10 protein-coding genes, 1 pseudogene and 2 riboswitches are annotated in these 20,173 nt (G+C 69.4%); of the genes and pseudogenes, 5 read left to right on the forward strand and 6 right to left on the reverse strand.

Going from position 1 to position 20,173, the window contains the following annotated elements:
* Nucleotides 1-794: 794 nt before the first annotated feature.
* Nucleotides 795-891: riboswitch (glycine riboswitch) on the forward strand.
* Nucleotides 892-1,015, forward strand: a riboswitch (glycine riboswitch).
* A gap of 55 nt (nt 1,016-1,070) precedes the next feature.
* The 4 genes from gcvPB (at nt 1,071) to AC08OO_RS15950 (ending at nt 9,360) form a co-directional block, all read left to right on the forward strand.
* Entirely contained in the window at nt 1,071-4,286 is a 3,216-nt protein-coding gene (gene gcvPB, locus AC08OO_RS15935) for an aminomethyl-transferring glycine dehydrogenase subunit GcvPB (protein ID WP_476610331.1), read from the forward strand.
* Between the two features lie 341 nt (nt 4,287-4,627).
* Entirely contained in the window at nt 4,628-5,368 is a 741-nt protein-coding gene (locus tag AC08OO_RS15940; protein WP_232235106.1) for an FkbM family methyltransferase, read from the forward strand.
* Between the two features lie 576 nt (nt 5,369-5,944).
* On the forward strand, nt 5,945-7,669 hold the full coding sequence (locus tag AC08OO_RS15945; RefSeq protein ID WP_476610332.1) for a GGDEF domain-containing protein: 1,725 nt from the start codon (nt 5,945-5,947) through the stop codon (nt 7,667-7,669).
* A gap of 620 nt (nt 7,670-8,289) precedes the next feature.
* Nucleotides 8,290-9,360, forward strand: coding sequence for a glycosyltransferase family protein (locus AC08OO_RS15950; RefSeq protein ID WP_476610333.1), 1,071 nt, complete (start codon nt 8,290-8,292; stop codon nt 9,358-9,360).
* Nucleotides 9,361-9,466: 106 nt separating this feature from the next.
* Here the strand turns inward: AC08OO_RS15950 and AC08OO_RS15955 are convergent, their stop codons facing one another.
* Nucleotides 9,467-10,234: a TetR/AcrR family transcriptional regulator gene (locus AC08OO_RS15955; RefSeq protein WP_476610334.1), complete on the reverse strand. Its 768-nt coding sequence runs from the start codon at nt 10,232-10,234 to the stop codon at nt 9,467-9,469.
* Between the two features lie 109 nt (nt 10,235-10,343).
* Here AC08OO_RS15955 and AC08OO_RS15960 point away from each other — a divergent pair, with 109 nt between their 5' ends.
* Nucleotides 10,344-12,665 carry an MMPL family transporter gene (locus AC08OO_RS15960; protein WP_476610335.1) on the forward strand — a complete coding sequence of 774 codons (2,322 nt, stop codon included), beginning with the start codon at nt 10,344-10,346 and terminating at the stop codon, nt 12,663-12,665.
* Here AC08OO_RS15960 and AC08OO_RS15965 read toward each other — a convergent pair.
* From AC08OO_RS15965 to AC08OO_RS15985, 5 genes and pseudogenes are all read right to left on the reverse strand, one after another.
* Nucleotides 12,625-14,232, reverse strand: a complete 1,608-nt coding sequence (locus AC08OO_RS15965; protein WP_476618701.1) for a glutamine synthetase family protein — start codon at nt 14,230-14,232, stop codon at nt 12,625-12,627. The genes AC08OO_RS15960 and AC08OO_RS15965 overlap by 41 nt on opposite strands.
* A gap of 50 nt (nt 14,233-14,282) precedes the next feature.
* A complete protein-coding gene (locus AC08OO_RS15970) occupies nt 14,283-16,406 on the reverse strand; it encodes an IucA/IucC family protein (RefSeq protein ID WP_476610336.1) in 2,124 nt (707 codons plus the stop codon).
* Complete coding sequence (locus tag AC08OO_RS15975) at nt 16,403-17,860, reverse strand: lysine N(6)-hydroxylase/L-ornithine N(5)-oxygenase family protein (protein WP_476618700.1); 1,458 nt, start codon at nt 17,858-17,860, stop codon at nt 16,403-16,405. Before AC08OO_RS15975 ends, AC08OO_RS15970 begins: the two co-directional genes overlap by 4 nt.
* A gap of 65 nt (nt 17,861-17,925) precedes the next feature.
* Nucleotides 17,926-19,944, reverse strand: coding sequence for an IucA/IucC family protein (locus AC08OO_RS15980; protein WP_476610338.1), 2,019 nt, complete (start codon nt 19,942-19,944; stop codon nt 17,926-17,928).
* Nucleotides 19,941-20,173: pseudogene (locus AC08OO_RS15985) on the reverse strand (aspartate aminotransferase family protein); the annotation flags it as partial. The gene AC08OO_RS15980 and the pseudogene AC08OO_RS15985, both read right to left, overlap by 4 nt.

A 20,173-nucleotide genomic window follows, 5' to 3' on the forward strand; every position in this document is an offset into this window, starting at 1 on the left:
CGCGCAGCCGGCATCCGTAGGTTAAGTCCAGACGCCGCACCGGTTCAACCCCAGGCGGTGGTTGTCACATGATCAATTGTCATGGAGATTTTTTGCCGGGTAGTCGACGATGACGGCGTACTGGCCGTCTTCCTATCCCGCTCGTGTGATGACGCCCTCGTGCCTGTGTCCGCGTTCGGCCTGCCCGGCCGCACCTTTCATGGCGGGCGTCGGCGTCGGATGGTGCAGATGAACCGTATGATGCGCGTGCAGTCCGGCGACCCGACGATACCTCGCATTTCATCTGTGTAGGTGTCGTCCGCGCGGGCGGGAGAGCATCGGGAGGACATTCCAGGGGGCGTGGCCGGTTTTTCGACGTCAGTCTTGGAGCATATCTCGGAATCTTGATGCTTCTTGATATTTTTTGCAGAGTTGTGACATGTGTCTAAATATATAGATATCCGCGCTCGTATCGCCTACCGGCGGGCGGCCTTGACGCCGAGGCCGCTGCCACCGCCCGCGGGATCGGATGGCGGACGAACGATGAGCCCGTGAGCCCGTGAGCCCGGGGGCCCGTGAGCCCGGGGTCGGGGCCCACGGCCCCACGGGTTCGTGTGTTCATGTTGCGGACAGGTTTCGGTGGGGGTCGCTGGTTGGCCCGCGGGGCCCCCGCAGCTAGTGTTCGGGGAGTGGAATCGTGGCTGAACGCAGCCGGCGTCGAGGGGACCGGCGCCAGTCGGGAGTCGATCATTCGCTACTGGTAGGCATCCCCGGGTCATCCGTGCCCCGTCCCACAACTCCATACCGATGCCGCTCACGCCCGTGCGGGAGAGTCCCGGTCGCTCGCCGTTCGGGACGCCGAAGGAGCAAGCTCTCCCCATAAACTCTCAGGCCCCCAACCGCCGGGTCAGGCAACTCTGGAAAGTGGACGCCGTGGGGTGTCCCGCCGACGGTGAAAGCCGCGTTCCCCGCCCGCAGCTCCCCGGACTGCCGGCGGCGGCGCTGGTGAAGCTCTCAGGTCAATGACAGAGGGGGAGGCCCGCCGCGGCGCCGGCATGATCCGTCGTCGCCCGACCTCCGGAGCAGTCATCATGCCTGACGTCACCCAGTACGACGACACCCCCTATGCCGATGGACCGGCCACGGCTGCCGATGGACCGGCCACGACCGCCACGACCGCCACCATCAGTCCCGCGTCGTCGCACGCGCGGTCGGGGGCGCCGCGACAGGGCAGTGCCGCGGCGGTGGGCAGGAACGGTGCGAGGCGGCTGCCCGCCGCGGCCATCCCGCGGTTCGCCGATCGGCATATCGGCCCGGACCCGTCATCCCAACGGGAGATGCTGGATGCGCTGCGGGTGGAATCACTGGCCGCGCTCACCGACGCGGCCGTCCCGGCAAGCATCCGTGACCATGATCTGGATCTTCCCGCGGCGCTGAGCGAGCCCGCGGTGCTCGCGGCCCTACGCGCGTTCGGTAGCAGGAACCGACCGGTTTCCTCGATGATCGGGCTGGGATTCCATCCCGCGGTGATGCCGGGAGTCATCCAGCGCAACGTCCTGGAGAACCCCGCGTGGTATACGGCGTACACGCCGTACCAGCCGGAGATCTCCCAGGGCCGCCTGGAAGCGTTGCTCAACTTCCAGACGATGATCACTGATTTGACCGGCCTTGCGGTGGCCGGAGCCTCCCTGCTGGACGAGCCGACCGCGGCGGCCGAGGCGATGCAGATCGCGTTTCGGACGGCGAAGGGTTCCCGCGCGACGTTCCTCATCGATGCCGACACCCTCCCGCAGATCATCTCGGTGGTCGCGACCAGGGCGGAGGCGCTGGGGATCAATGTGGTGGTCGCGGATCTCGCAGCCGGGCTCACGGCCGTGGGCTCGGCGGAGCTGGATGCGACCTTCGGCCTACTGCTGTCCTATCCCGGGCCGGCGGGCGTCCTGCGGGATGTGCGTGCTGTGATCGCATCGGCGAGGGAGCGCGGCATCGTCGTCACGATCGCCGCCGATCCGCTGGCGCTGACCCTGCTGCGGGCGCCTGGCGATCTCGGCGCGGACATCGCGGTGGGGAGCACGCAGCGGTTCGGACTACCGCTGTCCTTCGGAGGCCCGCACGCCGGCTACCTCGCAGTGCGCAAGGGGCTGGAACGGTCCCTGCCGGGGCGGCTCGTCGGGGTGTCGGTCGATGCGGACGGCGCACCCGCGTACCGGCTCACCCTGCAGACCCGTGAGCAGCACATCCGACGGGAGAAGGCGACGAGCAACATCTGCACGGCCCAGGTGCTGCCCGCGGTACTCGCCTCCATGTACGCGGTCTACCACGGTCCGGAGGGCCTGGCCGGGATCGCGCGTCGCATCCACGGGCACGCGGTGCGCCTCGCCGAAGGCCTGCGCGCCGCCGGTGTGACGGTGGTGCACGACGCGTTCTTCGACACCGTCCTCGCCGCGGTGCCGGGCCGGGCCACCCAGGTGGTTGCGGACGCGTTGGCGCGGGGTGTGAACCTGCGGCTGGTCGACGACGACCACGTGGGTATCTCCTGCAACGAGACAACGGGCCAGGCCGAGCTGGGGGCCGTCTGGTCGGCCTTCGGGGTGGGCCCGGAGGCGACGGCGGGCATCACTTGGACCGGGACCGGGACCGGGACCGGGACCGAGATCCGGACCGGGGCCTGGACCGGGTCCGTCGCGGCGGCGAACGATCATCTCGTGGCCCGCGCGGACCAGGCGGACCAGGCGGACCAAGCGGCGGACGAGCCGGTGGCGCTGCCCGCCGAACTGGTGCGTACGGATCCCTACCTGCAGCATCCGGTGTTCCACGACCATCGGTCGGAGACCGCGATGCTCCGCTATCTGCGTCGACTGTCCGATCTTGATCTGGCTCTTGACCGGGGCATGATCCCCCTGGGGTCGTGCACGATGAAACTCAACGCGACCACCGAGATGGCCGCGGTCACCTGGCCGGAATTCGCCGACATCCATCCATTTGCCCCGTTGGACCAGGCCGCCGGATACCTTGCGATGATTCAGGACCTGGAGCGTTGGCTCGCGCAGATCACCGGATATGCGGGGGTCTCCCTCCAGCCGAATGCCGGCAGCCAGGGTGAGCTCGCCGGGCTGCTCGCCATCCGGGCCTATCACCGCGATCATGCTGTTCCCGGATCCGCGGTGCGAAACATCTGTCTCATTCCCTCCTCGGCGCACGGGACGAATGCGGCGAGCGCCGCGATGGCGGGAATGCGGGTGGTCGTCGTCTCCTGTGACGACGACGGAAACGTCGACCTGAACGATCTGGCCCGCAAGGCCCGCGCGAACGCGGACGCCTTGGCCGCGCTGATGGTCACCTACCCGTCGACCCATGGTGTGTACGAGGAGGGCATCGGGCAGGCGTGCGCGATCGTGCATGAGGCCGGCGGTCTGGTGTACGTCGACGGAGCGAATCTCAACGCTCTGGTGGGGCTCGCCAGGCCGGGGCAGTTCGGGGCCGACGTGAGCCACCTGAACCTGCACAAGACGTTCTGCATCCCGCATGGGGGCGGGGGTCCGGGGGTCGGCCCGGTGGCCGTGGTCGAGAAACTCCTGCCCTATCTGCCGAACCACCCGCTGCGGCCGGAGGCAGGACCGGCCACCGGAGTGGGCCCGATCTCGGGATCCCCGTGGGGCTCGGCCGGAATTCTTATGATTCCGTGGGCCTACATTCGGATGATGGGGGCGGACGGCCTGCGCCGGGCGACCTCGGTGGCCGTCCTGAACGCCAACTACATTGCCCACCGGCTGCATCCGTACTATCCGGTGCTCTACGCGGGCCGGGACGGGCTGGTCGCCCATGAGTGCATTCTGGACCTACGGCCGTTGACGAAGCTGACCGGCGTCACCGTGGACGACGTGGCGAAGCGTCTCATCGATTACGGTTTCCATGCTCCGACCATGTCATTCCCGGTTGCCGGAACACTGATGGTCGAGCCGACGGAGAGTGAGGATCTCGGCGAGATCGATCGTTTCTGCGACGCAATGATCTCCATTCGGGCCGAGGCGGACAAGGTCGGAGACGGTATCTGGCCGCGGACCGACAATCCCCTGCATAATGCTCCGCATACTGCACAGATGGTTACCGCCAACGAATGGTCACACGCTTATCCGCGATCGGTGGCGGCCTATCCCGTCGCTTCGCTGCGGGCCGCCAAGTACTGGCCCCCGGTACGTCGGATCGACGGCGCCTATGGTGATCGCAACCTGGTCTGCACCTGCCCACCGGTGGGATCCTTCGCCGCGGAGCCGGTCGACGAGCAGATTCTCGCCGGAGCCCGCTGAGGACGGGATGCTGGCGCGGCCGCCGTCGATTTTCTCCATCGCGGCGGCGGCCGATGCGAGGTCGAACGGTCTCGCTGGGTAGTCTGCCGCGACTTCCAAACCCTTCCCTTGCGGAAGGGTTCAGAAGTCGAACTCTTTCGTGACGTAAGGATTATCGGTCGAGCGGGGTCGAGCAGGGTCGAGCGGGAATGAAGTGGACTTGAAATTCCTGTTACTGGTCTTGACCGTGGATCATGTTCGCCCAATAGTGGTGTACTGACTGTCATAATGGGTCATTCGGCGATGACACTCCGGCAGGTCACCGCTTGAACAACAGGAGGTCGCGGCGGATGGATCCTCGGATGGAAAAGCAGCTGGCAAGGGCCCGGCGGGTGGCGGTCGACATCGGCCTCGGCCCGGCGCTGAAGCTGGTGCGTGACAACGTCGTTCCTACCGCCCGCCGCAATCGCAGCGACGACCGGCATCTGGCGCTGCTGCTGTCCTTCGTCCTCCGGGAGGACTCGAACTGTATCGACGTGGGCGCGCACAAGGGTGACGTTCTGCGGACCATCCTCCGGCACGCCCCGGGAGGCCGGCACGTCGCCTATGAGCCGTTGCCGCACATGGCCGCGGCGTTGACCACCGATTTCCCGGCGGTGGAGGTACGACAGGCCGCGCTCGCCGACCAGCCGGGGGTGCTGCCCTTCACCTACGTCCGCAGCAGGCCCGCCTACAGCGGGCTGCGTGATCGGGTGCCCGACAGTGAGGACGTCGAACGGATCGAGGTGGCCGTCGAGACGCTGGACGACGCGATGCCGGCCGACTACCGGCCAACCTTGATCAAGGTTGACGTCGAGGGGGCCGAGTACGGGGTGTTCAAGGGCGGCCAGAAGTTGATCGGCTCCAGCCGGCCGCATCTCGTCTTCGAGTTCGGTGCCGGTGCCCGGGACTACGGTACGACGGCCGACGAGATGTACACGCTCGTCGACAATGATCTCGGACTGCGCATCTTCGATCTGGACGGCGACGGTCCTTACACGTTGCCCATGTTCCGGACGACCTTCGCGTCGGGGGCGCACTTCAACTTCGTCGCCCACCCCTGACCCGCGTCGCGGAAACGTCCGCGACGGCGGTCGTCGGCCTGACTTGCCGATCATCGGCTCGTAGTGGTCCGGGCGAAGCTCGCCCTTCGTGACCGCACCAGTCGAGATCCGTCCGGACGGGGCGGATCCCGCACAATGATCGGACAAATGATCGGACAATAGTGCCCATCGGGCTTCAAACGTTCCTGTACGAAGAGCAACCATTCGATACGGTTTCGGTAGGTCGCGGCGTCCGACCCGTCGAAACCAGACGGGTGGGCTCAGTGGCGCTGTAGGTGCCGTGAGCGGCAACGGAATGCCGCAAGGCACCACAGGCGTACGTGGCCGGTACGCGTACCACCCGTACGTCCACACTGAGAGGCTGCTCATGGCCCGGTCCCTCCGGGGCGGCTGTTCACCGCCAGCCGGTCCTGCACGGTCGACAGGTTCGATTCCCTCGGTCAACCCGACAACGAACGCCCATCGACGGCATCACGTTCAGCTGGACGACGCACCGGCCCGGACCTCCCGGTGGACCCCGGCACCGCTGCCACGTCCGCTGTCCCGCACGGATCCCGCGTCGCGAACCGAGGGGTGATGCCGGCTCCATCGTGGCGGCGCGCTTGGCGTAGCCACGTCTGGCTTGTCTATCTCTGTCTCGGTCTGATCGCCATCCTCGTCTACGGCCAGCTTCCCACGACCGGCGGCCCACGTGCCGTCCGGCTGGTCATCTACCTCTGCCTCAGCGCCTCGGCCGCGGGGGCCGTGTTCCTCGGCCTGCGACGCCAGGAGTTGGCCGACCGACGTCCCTGGCTGCTGATCGGAATCAGCCAGGTGATGTACGCCATAGGCGATGGTGCCTTCTACATCTTTCACTATGTGCTTGACATCACAGAGTATCCGGCCTTGCCGGATGTGTTATATCTGGGCCACTATCCGCTGTTCGTCGTCGGTCTCGTTCTGCTGACCCGGCGACGGACCCAGGAACGGGACATCGCCGGCCTGCTCGACGGATCGATGTTCCTGCTCGCGGCGATTCTGTTGTCCTGGCTCTACCTGATCGCGCCGCAGGTGCGTGCGGACCAGGATCTGTTCGTCGGCGTCACCTCGGTGGCCTATCCGGCGATGGATCTGGCGCTGCTGGGGGTGGCCATCCGTCTCGTGCTGGGGCACGGGAGCCGCCCACCCGCCTTCTTCCTGTTGGCGGGCAATCTGCTCGCCAACCTGACCGCCGACACCATCTACGTCGTGCAGCAGACGAACGGGACCTTCGAGGTCGGCAACTACCTCGACGCGATCTGGTTGACAGGCAACCTCGCCCTCGGCGCCGCCGGGTTGCATCCGACCATGGTCGACCTCACGCGGCCGGCGTCCCCGCGCCGCCAGGCGCGCAGCGGCCGGCGCCTGGTGGCACTGTCGAGTGCCGGGCTGGTGGCTCCGACCGTGCTGGCCGTGCAGGTGATCCGTGGTGATCTACGGGATCTGCTGGTCGTCGTGGCCGTAAGTGCGATCATGATGATTCTGATCATCGTTCGGATGGCGGGCCTGGAGGCCGACCAGCGGCGTCTGGCGATCACGGACGGGCTGACCGGCCTGCGTACCCGCCGCTATCTGGAGACCGAGATGAGGTTGGCGGCCGGTCGGGTACGACGCACCGGATCCGGAATGGGGCTGATCCTCGTTGACGTCGACCACTTCAAGTCGGTGAACGACCGATTCGGCCATCCGGCTGGTGATCAGGTGTTGACGGAGGTGGCTCGGCGACTGCTGGTCGTGACCCGTCCCGGTGACGTCGTCGCCCGTTACGGGGGTGAGGAGTTCGCGCTGCTCACGCTGAATGTCCGGGGAGACGCCCTCGCCGATATCGCCGAACGTCTGCGCCGCGGCGTCGGACGAGAACCCGTCCGGATCGTCCTGCCCGCGCCGCGAGTTCCGGATCCGCCGGCCCGCACGGGGGAGTCCGGGGCTGCGGGGTCTGCGGAGCCGGCGAGGGCGCGCGGCCAGGCCCGGTCGGGTGCCGGTGTCCGGGGAGACACCGGCGAGGAGTCGCTACTGATCGCTGTGACGGTCTCGGTCGGAGCGGCGGCCCTCCCCGATCACGCGGACGACACCTTCGCGCTCGTCGCAGCCGCGGATCGCGCGCTGTACGCCGCCAAGGCCGCGGGACGGGACCGGGTCGCGGTCGGCTCCGCCAGACCGGGCCATGACGTCGGTGGGCATGACGTCGGTGGGCATGACGTCGGTGAGAGGGTTGGTTCGAGTAGACAGCACCCAGCCCCGGATGCCGTATCCGCCGTGGTGTCCCGGCGTACGCGATGGTGAGCGCGGCCACGGCGGCGGGCAGGTCGGCGAGCGCCGCCCGATCGTCCGTCCTCGGGATGGTCCGGCCGCGCGCCGGTCTTCCTTCCATGGCCATGATCGAAAGAGAGTAGGACGCCGTGAGCGATTCTGCCCATCCGGTGGCATCGGCGGGCCGTGTGGGGGTAGTTCTTTCGGATCGGTCCTGGAGTAACCGTTCCGGGTGCTTGGTCGGGTACTCTTCGTGGCACGGCGGGGTCATGCGCCGTGCTGGTGCGGCGCCGAGTGTTCGCTCCTTGTCCCAGAAGCGGTGGTTGTTCCCCCTCGAGAAAGATGGGGAGTGACGGACACGGTCGTAAGACCGATACTTTGACGCTCCAGCACCTGCATGTGGCGGACCGATCGTTCCCGGGTGGTCGAGAGGCGGAAGCGGTGAACCGGAACACGCGGGGAGGTACCGGCTACGACTCGGGCGGATGAGGCGTTGTGAACGGAGGTACGCAATCATGCGGTCCGGGGTGGCCGGGGGATTCCCTACCCAGCCCGTCTGATACCGCCGGCAATGCCGCACCAGATCCCCATCTGGACGTCATCACCGGTACGGGCTGTCCGTACCGAAGAAAGGTCACGAGAGAGGGGCGTCCGTGCGAACGCTCGAACCCACCAGCCTCGACCTCGACTCAATCGAGGTCGACAAACTCGCCAAGGGCATCACTCTGAGTCTGCTCATCCCGGCCCGTGGCCCGGAGGCGGCTCGAACTCTCGGCGACATCATCGCACTCAACCGGCAACGCTGGATGCAGGAGCGTAGCGTGCTGGACGAGATCGGCGTGGTTGTCGACCCGTCGTCGGACGGGGACGAACATGGCCTGATGCGCATCGCGACCGACGCGGGCGCCAGCTGGGTCGTGCGTGGGGAGTCGGTCCTGCAGCGTCACGCGGGCCGAGAGGCCACCACGACCGGCGGCAAGGCGGGTGCGATGCGTAGTCTCGCCTATCTTGCGTTCGGGAGTCGGCTCATCTTCCACGACGCCGATCTGGAAAGCTATGATCCATATACAGTGGGTGTCCTGGCTGCCGCCGCGACTGCCGATAACGCCCCGCTTTTCGTCAACGGAAGTTCGCGTAGAGTGACTGGCGACGGGCAGCCCGGGGGGCGAACCACCGAGATGCTGCGGTCGCTGTTGTCGAAACAGCTCGCCAGGTATGTGCCGTCCATCACTCGGACAATCCAGCCGCTGATCGGGGAGTTCGTCGTCGACGCGGACGTCTTCGCGGCGCTGGCGTTCTCGCGGGGGTACGGCGTCGAGACGTCACTGAAGGTTCTGGCTCTCGATCTGCTCGACTACTCCGATAGTCTCCAGGTCGAACTACCGATCAAGTATCAGGTCGGCCAGCACTACCACAGCCTGGTCAAACAGTTCCATGAGATTAGTTTCACAATCGATGTCCTGGAGGCGTACTTTCAGCGTCGGCGGGTCGACCCGCACGTCGCCATCTGGCAGATCGCCGACAACTACGACCTGCTTTTCCCGGGTCGTACGTATGCGTTGCACCGGCCGCCGGGCTACGACGACACCGACTTCGTTCCGCGGCTCGGCTTCTACCAGCCGTTGGCCACGGCACCGGCTTATCAGGCGCGGTTGCCGGAGATCAAGAGTACCCGTCGGGTCGCGCTCGACGCACTGGGGCGGCGAATGCGGACCTCGGCCTGACCGTCCGGCGGCCGGTCGCCGGGCAGCTGAACCGCTGCCCGGCCGACCACCGGACCGTCGACCACCGGACCGTCAATCACCGGACCGACTGGCCGGCACCGGGTGGTCACTTCGCGACCGGTCGGTCGGCTGGCGGGACGGGCATCAGCGTGGCGAGGTTGTACCCGCCTCGCCACACGCGGATGATCGCGTCCGCCATCTGCCGGTCGAACAGTTCGTCGATGTCGTCAAGGGCGGGGGGGAGGTGCCCGAACATCTCCAAGGAGATGAAGCCGTGCAACTGGGTCCAGACGGCCAGGCACACGGCGAGTCCGGCGGCGTCGATCGCGACGTCGTGGTCGCGTCCCCACGCTTGCAGGCTGGCGCGCATCGGCGGGGTGAGCTGGGCGTCCACCGCGGCGGTGTCGATCATGCCGGCCCCGGTCGACTCGCTCATGCAGCGGAACAGCACCGCGACCGCGCGGTGCAGTTGCGTGATCATCCGGTCGTTGGTCGACGTGGCGCAGGGAATGCCGGGGCCGAAGATCAGTCCGTATTCCGTCGGGTGGTCCAGGGCCCAGCGGCGCTGCGCGCGGGCGACCTGGAGCCAGCGTCGTAGGTGGTCATGCGGATCGGCCGCGTCGAAGGCCGCCTCCAGGGCCTCCGCCAGCGAGGCGAACCCGTCCGCGACCAGTTCGGCCAGCAGGATCTCCCGGCTGTCCACGTAGCGGTACAGGGCCGATGGGGCCATGCCCATCACCCGGGCGACCCCCCGTAGGGAGAGCGCAGCCGGGCCGTGCTCGGCCAGCTGGGCGCGCGCGGTCTGTTTGATCTCGTCGAGAGTGGCCTGCCGCAGTCGTTCGCGACGGGGAACCGGACTGCTCACCACGGTCATGGTGGGTCTCGACGAGAACGCTGTCAACTTTGCGAACGGATGTGTCTTGACACGAACAGCGATTGCGAACACTGTTCTCTTCAGCATCGCCTGCTCTTCGGAGGGTTCCGTGTTTACTCCGCTCGTGGCGCTCGTGACGCGCCGCCCGCGTCTGGTCCTCGTCCTCACGCTCCTCGTGCTGCTCGGCGCCGGTGGGCTCGCGGGTGGTGCCTTCAGCAAACTCCAGACGGGGGGGTTCGACGATCCAGCGTCGGACTCCTCCCGGGCCGAGGACGTCCTGGACGCCCGCTTCCACGGCCGCCCGAACCTCCTCCTGTTGGTGACCGCCCGGGCGGGCGATGTCGACGACGCGGCGGTCGTCGCCGCGGGGAGGGAGGTTGCGGCCGATCTCGCAGCCCAGGCCGGGGCGAGGGACGTCGTGTCCTACTGGACGGGGGGCGGTCCGGCGCTGCGCTCGCGGGACGGTCGGCAGGCGCTCGTCGTCGCCAGTGTCCAGGACGATGACCAGGCCGCCGATATCGTTGATCATTATGGGTCGTGGGCGGACGCGCCGGGGGCGGTGACGGTCCGACCGGGTGGGGCCGCGACGGTCGGGGAGGACATCAGCGGACACGTCTCGGCCGACCTCGCCGCCGCCGAGTCGTTCGCCATTCCCATCACGTTGGCGTTGCTGGTCATCGCGTTCGCGGGCGTGGTCGCCGCCCTGCTGCCGCTGGGTATCGGGCTGCTCGGCATGCTGGGTGGCTTCGCCGCGCTTTCGGTGATCGGTGAGCTTACCGACGTGTCGATCTTCGCGGTGAACCTGGCGACGGCCCTTGGCCTGGGGCTGGGCATCGACTACTCGTTGCTGATGGTCAGCCGGTTCCGGGAGGAACTGGCGGCGGGTCGGGACCGCGCCACCGCGGTGGAGCGGACGGTCCGCTCGGCCGGCCGGACGATCCTGTTCAGTGGGGCGACGGTGATCGTGGCATTGGCCGTGATGCTCGTCTTCCCGCCGTTCTTCCTGAAGTCGATGAGCTACGCCGGGATCTCGGTGACCCTCGTCGCGATGCTGGCCGCCGTCGTGGCCCTGCCAGCGCTGCTGATGGTGCTCGGCGAGCGGGTCAACGCCTGGGGGATCGGCGGTCTGCTCGGGCTCGTGCGCCGTCGCCGCGCCGGTCGTGCCCGGGGCGGCGAGGCGATCGGGCCCGCGGGCGCGGTCGGGCCGGCGCCGGTCGTGGTGCGGGAGGCGGCCGACTCGCCGTTCTGGCGTCAGGTCGCCGGCACCGTGATGCGCCACCCCGTGCTCACCGGCCTGCCGGTGATCGCGGTTCTGCTCGTCCTCGGGGCGCCCTTTCTGCACGTGAACTTCGGCACCCCGGACGACCGGGTGCTGAAGCCGGGCTCGGCGGACAGCCGGATCGTCGGTGACGCCCTGCGGGGCGCGTTCGCCGCCGACATCGGCGGCGCGCTCGACGTCGTCGTCCAGGCCACCGGGCCGGGCATGATCGACCGGTCCGCGCTCGCCTCCTACGCGACCGCGCTGTCCGAACTGCCGGACGTGGCCCGGGTCGACAGCGCCCTCGGGTCCCACATCGACGGGCGCCGGGTCGTACCGCCCGGTCCGGCCAGCCGCCGGTTCGCGATCGCCGGAGCGGATTCCCTCCAGGTCGTGCCCGCGGTGGACTATGCGTCGGACCATGCGCAGGCCCTCGTCCGGGCCGCGCGTGCGGTGCCGGCGCCCGTGGGGACCAGCGTGCTTATCGGTGGCGCATCCGCCGTCCTGGTAGACGGCAAGACCACGATCGCCGACCGTCTCCCGGTCGCCCTCGGGTTGATCGCGCTGGCGACCTTCGTACTGCTGTTCCTGTTCACCGGCAGCGTGCTGCTACCGGTGAAGGCCATCGTGCTCAACGGGCTGGCGATGTGCGCCGTGTTCGGCGCCTCAGTGTGGATCTTCAGTGACGGCCACCTGTCCGGGTTCCTCGACTTCACCCCAGGCCCGCTGGACACCTCCATGCCGGTCCTGCTCTTCTGTATCGCCTTCGGGCTCTCGATGGACTACGAGGTCTTCCTGCTCTCCCGGATCAAGGAGGCGCACGACGCCGGCGCGCCCAACACCGAGGCGGTCGCCGCCGGGCTCGCCCGGGTCGGGCGGATCGTCAGCACCGCCGCCGCGCTGCTCGCCGTCACCTTCGTCGCGTTCGGTACCTCATCGGTCCGGTTCATCCAGATGTTCGGGATCGCCACCGCGCTCGCGATCGTGCTCGACGCCACCCTCATCCGCGGGGTGCTGGTCCCCGCCTTCATGCGGGTGGCCGGCGACTACAACTGGTGGGCCCCTGGCCCGTTGCGGACTTTGTATCGGCGGTTCGGACTACGCGAATACTCCGTCCCGGAGCAGGTCGGGGTCAGAACCGTTCAAAGCCGCGCCGGCGCTCCCAGTCGGTGACGGTCCGCTCGTAGCCGGCGAGCTCGACTTCGGCCGCATGGGCCAGATGGGCGACGACCCGATCACCGAAGGCGGCCCGGGCCACCGCACTGGCCCGCCATCGGTCCACCGCCTCCCGCAAGGTCGCGGGCAGCCGTGGCACGTCCGGCATGGTGAAGGCGTTGCCCACCCGTCCGGGTTCGAGCGGGAGACGGTGCTCGATGCCGTAACGGCCGGCCGCGATCATCCCGGCGACGGCGAGGTAGGGATTCGCGTCACCGCCCGGCACCCGATGTTCGACGCGCAGTCCCGGCCCGTCGCCGACCACCCGTATGGCGCAGGTCCGGTTGTCCCGTCCCCAGCTGATTCCGGTCGGAGCGAATGAGCCCGGTGCCAGGCGCTTGTACGAGTTCACGTTGGGCGCGTACAGCAACGCGAAATCGGCCATGCAGGCGAGCTGCCCGGCCACGAACGAGCACATCAGCGCGGACATCCCGGCGATGTCGTCGCGAGAGCCGGGGGGTGGGAAACCGGGGGGTGCGATGCCCGGTGGGGCCAAGCCGGGGTGCCGGACGAGCGCCCCCTCACCTTCGGGGGACGGCGCGAACACACACGCCCCGTCCGTCTCGCGCAGGGACAGATGAACATGGCAGGAGTTCCCCTCGCCCTCGTCGTACTTCGCCATGAAGGTCAGGGCCTGCCCGCCCGCCGCGGCGATTTTCTTGGCGGCGGTCTTGTAGAGGGTGTGGTTGTCGCAGGCCTGCATCGCATCGGCATACCGGAACACGATCTCGAACTGTCCCGGATGGACCTCCCCGCGCGCGGACTCGACCGCCACCCCGATGCCGGCCATCGCCCGCCGGAGGCGTCGGACCAGATCGTCCAGTCCTTCCGTGCCGGAAAGCGCATAGTCGATGTTGTAACGGCTGGCCGGGGTGAGATCGGTATAGGAGCGCTGCGCAGCTCGGCGGTAGGACTCGCGGAAGACCAGGAACTCCAGCTCCGTCCCGGCGAAGGCGGTCAGACCGGAGGCTGCGAGCGCGTCGAGCTGTCGACGCAGCACGGCACGGGGAGCGACGCCCACCGGGGACCCGTCCGGCCAGAACGCGTCCGCGAACACCACCGCGTCGGACGGATGCCAGGGTGCGCGGCGCAACGTGGTGAGGTCGGGCTGGAGCCGTAGATCACCGAAGCCATCGTACCAGGGCGTGTGGGGGTAGCCTCCGTCGGTCTTCATGTCGACGTCGACGGCGTGCAGGTAGGTGCAGGCGCCGAGGCCATCGGCGAGCACCGGTCCGGTGAAGTGCTCCGGGGACACGGCGCTGCCGACGAGTCGGCCCTGCAGGTCGACGGTGGCGACGATGATCTCCTCGACCGGTTCGGCTCCGGCCAACAGGTCACGCAGCACTCCCCGGCCGGCCGCGTTCTCCCCGAGCGCCTGATCGGACGATGACCCGGGGCCGATCGGGCGGGGCTGGACCCGCGGTGCGGGCCGCCCGATCGGCTCAGGTGGCTCAGGCGGGTTCGGGGGGTCGGGACGGGCCGGAACCTGGGCCGATGGTGGGGTCGGAACCGGCGACGATGTCATGCGTTCTCCGTTCATGCCGTAGGCGGCGCCGGTTCCGTCGGGGCTGCCGGTCACGCTGGGCCCGTCGTGAGGGTGGACACATCGTGCAGGGGATTCGCGACCTCGCCGTGTATCAGGTCGAAGCCTCCGTCCCGGTCGGCGCGATCGTGGAACCCGGCGCCCGCGAACTGCTCGCGGTTCAGGCAGACCCGACCGAACGCCGGCCCGAGGAGATCGATCGAGGCGAACCGCTCCCGCAGGTCCGGGAACCTCGCGTGGTATTGGTCGACCGTCGCCCGCACGAGCCGCCAGAACTGGTTCTCGTCCACATCGAGATGATCCGCCACGAGCACCGCGAAGAAGCGGAAGTGCCCGGCGAACACCGCCGAGAGCAGGGAGTGGGCCAGGACCGGGCCGGGCCACCGCCGGCAGTGCTCGACCGCCTCCGGTGGCATCCCCCGCCGCTCGGGGAACTCGCCGGATACCAGTTCGATGTCCGCGCCGAAGTCCTTCACGGCTATGCGGCGGGGCATCTCCTCGGCATCGAAGATGCACAGGACGTTCTCGCCGTGCGGCGTGAAGGCCACGCCGTACCGGTACAGGTAATGCAGCAGCGGCGGCAGGAGAGCGGCGAACAGCGCGGCGAGCCAGTCGTGCGCCGGCAGGCCCGAGCGGGCCACGAGCTCGGCGACGACTGCCCGACCGTCGGAGCCGACCGCCAGCAGGGACGCGAGGCTGCGCGCCCGCTCCCCGCCGTCGAGAAACCGCTCCACCGGATCACGCCAGAGCACGCCGAGTAGTTCGTGGAGGCGGTAGGGCGCGTCGGGGACGGCGTCGTAGGCCGGGTGCCGGACGGTGGCGCCGGCGACCTCCGGAAGCGGGAGAACCCGGGTCACGTCGCGCAGGAAGGGATCCGCGTCGCGAAGCCCGAGCAGCCAGCTCGACATCGCCGGCCCGGCGATGGCATCAGCCGCCGACATCCCCCGCCACACCAGCGTGTTACGGATCATCAGCGCGAGCTTGACGTTCCGCCGGTCCGGCCGGTCGACGTTGGCGAGGGTGCGCACCGCCTGCAGGGGCAGGTACCGGTCCGGTGCTTCGCCCAGCGGTACCAGCAGGCCGGTGGCGATCTCGGCCGCATAGAGCGGCACGATTGCGTTCTCCCACTGCCACGGGTGGACGGGTAGCCAGACATAGTCGGCGATCGTCGTACCGGCGGGTGGTCCGGCGGGTGGGGCGGAGACGGGCGCGGGGCCCGGCCGGCGTGGCTCGTCCGGCAGGGCCCCGCGGAGCACATCGGTGAAGTGGGCGCGGGTCTGCTCGTCGAGTTCCGTGGTGAGCAGGTCGGGCACGGTCGGCGCGCCCTGGCCAGAAAGGTCGATGGCCTTGGGGGCGATGGCGCTGTACCGTGCGATCGCGCGGTGTGCGGCCACCCATCGCAGTCGGAAGGGCCGGCGCGCCTCGGGGGCGTAGACGGCCGCGGCCGCGCCGAAACCGAGCCGTCCCTTGTTCGCGACGAGACAGGGATGGCCGCTCTGGTACCCCTCGAGCGCGACGAACGGCAGATCGGCGAGATCCACCGCGGGAATCGCCGTTCCGAGCAGATGATGATCGGCGGCCTGGGTGGCGAGCAGATCGCGTACCACGTCGGCGAGGACCGGGTCGGACCAGCCGAGCAGGACCTGCATGTCCTGGAGAAAGCGGATCGGGTCGTCCGCCGGTGCGGTGCCCGGAACGGTCGGTGCGGTGCCCGGTTCGGGGGGGCTGCCGTCCGGGCCGGGCGGCGTAACCGAGCGCGAGCGGGTCAGCGTGGCGGCATCGATCCACCAGGAGCCGAATGTGCCACGTCGGGCGGTGAAAGCGTATGTGACGCCCGCGGCTCGGAGCCGGTAACCCTGGATGGGACCCCGTCCGATCGGGGGGTGCCTGCGCCCGTCCGGGGTCACGCCGCGCACTGCGGGATCGCTCGTCCGTGCCGGTGCAGTGGGTGGCGGCCCGCCCGGGGAGCCCGCCGGCCCGGCCGCGGCATCCGCTGGCTCGTCGGGTTGCGGACTGAGTAGCTCCTCGTAGGCCATTTCGGCGATGAGCTTGGCCAGCAGGGCACGGCCGGCCTGCCGCCATCGGTCCGCCGACCCGGTCCGCCCCGGGGACGGTGCCGCGGGCGCTGGTGCTGGCGCGGACCATGACGTGGTCAACGCCCGGCCGTCCCGGCCGTCCCGGCCGTCTTGGTCGGGGCCGGATCGCGCGGCCGCACGCGCCGCTCGCCGACGGCCTGGCCGTTCCCGTCCGGCTGGCCCGACCGGGCGGGGACCCCGAAGGTCGTGAACGCCGACGGCGACGGCAGCCGGTAGGCGTCGCCGCCGGTCAGGTCGTCGAGGATGACCGCGGCGCGCCAGGCACCGAGGCCGAGGTCGGGCGTCACGACGCCGTGCGTGTGCAGCTCCGCGTTCTGGACGTAGACACGGCCGGTCAGACCGGCGTCGGTCGCCACCCGGTAGCGGGCGTCGACGCGGAAGCGGCCCCTGTCGTCGACGTCGATCAGCCCGGCCATGGGATCGAGCAGGGTCGGCCGGCGTGCGGCGTATCCGGTCGCAAGCACCACCGCGTCGGTGTGGACGGGAAAGGCGCGGTTCTGATCGCGGTGGCGGCAGCCGAGAGTGATCTCACCGCCCCGGTCCCGCTGCGAGGCCGTCTCCACGACGACGCCCGGCAGCAGCGTCGCCGCCACGTCCGCCCCGCCGATCGTCCGTTCGTACAGCAGGTCGTAGATCTCCGCGATGGTGTCCGCGTCGATCCCCTTGTAGAGCTGCCACTGAGCCGGAACGAGCGTGTCCTTGGTCGCCTGCTCCAGACCGTGGAAATAGCGGACGAAGTCGGGGGTGAACTGTTCGAGGCCGAGTTTGGAGTACTCCATCGGTGCGAAGGCGGGGGTGCGGGTGATCCAGGTCAGCTGATGGCCGGTCACCGGTTGTGCGCGGAGCAGATCCGCGAACACCTCCGCCCCGGACTGTCCGGAGCCGACCACCGTGACCCGGGAAAGCCCCGCCAGCGCGGAACGCCGCTGCTGGTACTCGGCCGCATGGAAGGCCCGCCCGTTCGGCATCCCCGCGAAGGCCAGCGGCATGATCGGTTCGGTTCCGATCCCGAGGACCAGGTGCCGAGCGGTCACCACCCGTGTCGGGGACGCGCCGGACTGCCCTGCCTGATCGGACCGGTGGGGCTGGACGATCGCCACCTGGAACAGGCGGGTGTCGGGATCCCAGCGGACCGCCTCGACGCGGGTGCCGAAGTGGGTGGAGTCGAGACTGTCGGCGACCCACCGGCAGTAGTCGTCATACTCCCGGCGGGGGATGTGGAACCGTTCGTAGAGATAGAAGCGGAAGAGCCGGTCATGCTCGCGCAGGTACGCCAGGAAGGACCATCTGCTGGTCGGGTCGATCAGGGTGACGAGATCGGCGAGGAACGGCACCTGCAGGGTCGTACCTTCCAACAGCAGGCCGGGATGCCAGCTGAAGGCCGGCGCCTGGTCGAAGAAGACGGCCCGCAGGCCGGGCAGCCCGTCGGCCAGGGCCGCAAGCGACAGGTTGAACGGCCCCAGCCCGACCCCGACCACGTCGTAGGGTGGTTCGCCCCCCGCAGGCAGACCCACGAACGCCGATCCGTCGTCGACGGTACGCGGGCGCTCGCCGCGAGCTGTGGACGGGGCGCGGAAGGTCACGAGGCCTCCAGGAGCGGGTTGGGGATCGGCACGTACACCGACTGAGTGGCCACCGGTCCGACCAGTTCGTCCCGCCCGTCCACGCAGGTGCGCAGGTTGGCCTTGCATGGCAGGGTGGGGGAGTCGAGCAGCCTGGTGATCAGTGCTCGGCGAGTGGCGGGTGGCCGCAGCCCCCGCCCGCGTGGGCCATCCCCGTCCAGCCGATGGAGCAGGCCACGCACCCGCCCGAGCAGGCGGCGCTCGTCCGCGACACCCGCGACCCCGAGCGCGCCGACGAGGGCGAAGACGTTGTTCACGAACAGGTAGTAGATGGTCCTCTCGGCCACCAGCGCGTCATCGAAGATCGCGTTGAGTCCGGTACCGAAGCCGGGCAGCAGCTGCTGCACCTCCGCCGTGGCGGAGGTGGCCACGTAGTAGCCCTGGCTGTCGCGGTACCAGCCGGCGATCGGCCAGCCCGCCGCGTCCAGGGTGACCAGGGTGTTCTGCAGGTGGGCCTCGACGCCGATCCCGAAATGCAGGTAGAGGTCCACCACCGGGGCGGCCACCACGGTCAGGTAACGGTCGAACCAGGCGTCGGTCAGCGTCGGGAGGGGATCGCTCAGCGAGCCAGCCAGCGTCGTGAGGATCCGGGGAAGCATCGCCGTCCGGGCCCGGCCACGGCTGTCCGTGGTCCGCTCGGGCCTGGGCGCGATGAGTGCCGCGGCGCACACCACCCGGTCGACTGACCCGAACGGATTGACCCGGACGGCGGTCTCCAGCCCGACGCCGTCCTCGTCGCGCCCTCCGTCGCGCCGCTCGCCGGACCCGATCGGCAGCGGTGTTGCGGGGCCGGTTCGGGGCCGACCCTCCCCTCCCGGTCGGGTGACGGCCACCCAACCGGGCTCCCCGATGAGGCGGAAGGTCGGATGTCGGGCGGCGAGCGCCGCGCCGAGACCGGCGTCGATCAGCCTCGCGGTCATCGCGCCGAGCCGCAGCTCGTCGAGCTGCAGCACCCGGCGCGAGTTGGTGATTCGCATCCCCAGCGAGAGCTTGAGCATCACCGGGATCTCCGGCCGCCAGACGGTACGCAGCGACGAGGTGGGATACCACCGGTGCCCGGACACCCCGAGGTCGATCAGGCGGCCGTCCGCAAGCAGCTCGGCGACCGGTTCCCGCCTGCTGACCTCGTCCGCCTGCCAGGGATGCGCGGGTACCACGACGTAACCGGCGGGAATGTCCGGGCGATCGCGTCCGCCGGTCCGAGGGGACCCCGTAAGCCCGGGTGGGCCATGTCGGTCTGGTCCGGAACCGGACGCGGCCGAGAGGCCGGACTTCGACTCCTCGGCCCCACCGTCTTCCCTGGCCAGATCCGCCAGCAGCCGGATCAGGCCCCGGCCGTTCGTGCCGAGGGCCTGGTCCCGCCCTCCGGAGCGGGTCGTCGTGCTGCCCGAGACGGTCACCACGGAGGGATGGGCGGCGAACCAGTGCAGCGCAAAGGACCCGCCGACTTCCGGAGAGTAGGTGGCCAGTGCCTCCGGCGAAGCCCCCTGGCGACTCTTGGCCGCCGGATGGAACGGATGACCGGTGATCAGGGCCTGCTCCGCGGCGAGGAACGGGGGGATGGTGGCCGGGTCCGGCCCGGGACCGCGGGCCGCGAGGCAGCTTGCGATCCAGCCGGCGGAATCGATGATCCTTCCCAGCGCCTGGGCGCCGAGGGCCGGCGGTAGCCCATCCCGCGTGACGACCTCTCGGACGAGCAGCGCGGCGAGCAGGCCCGCGTCCACCGGGGCTGGTTCGCGGGCCGCGCAAACCAGGCGTGGTGGTCCGAACCCGTGCCATCCGGCCGGGGAGCGGTGCGTCAACGTCGCCCGAACGGACAGGCCGGATGCGGGTAGGTCGATGCCGAGCGTCCGGGCGTCCGCCGGTAACCGGACGCCCGTCTCCCGCACCCAGCACCGCAGCAGAGTCTCCGTGACGATCTCGTCCGCGATGGTCGCGTCCGCGATGGCCTCGGACTGCGGTCGATCGCCGGTCACGACCGCCGCCGGGCCCTGGTGGAACCACCGGCGGCAAGGACGTCCCCGGTCTCGGCGATCAGCCCGAGCAGTGCGTCGACGTCCGCCGTGGTGGCGTCGGGATTGAGCAGAGTCAGCTTCAGGAAGACCGCGTGACGGGGACCGAGCTGGGTGCGCCCCACGACGGCCCGGCCGGCGACGAGCAGTTCCCGGCGCAGCCGGGCGTTGATCCGGTCCACCCGGTCGGGGG

This window comes from Frankia sp. CeCAU1, assembly GCF_977971845.1.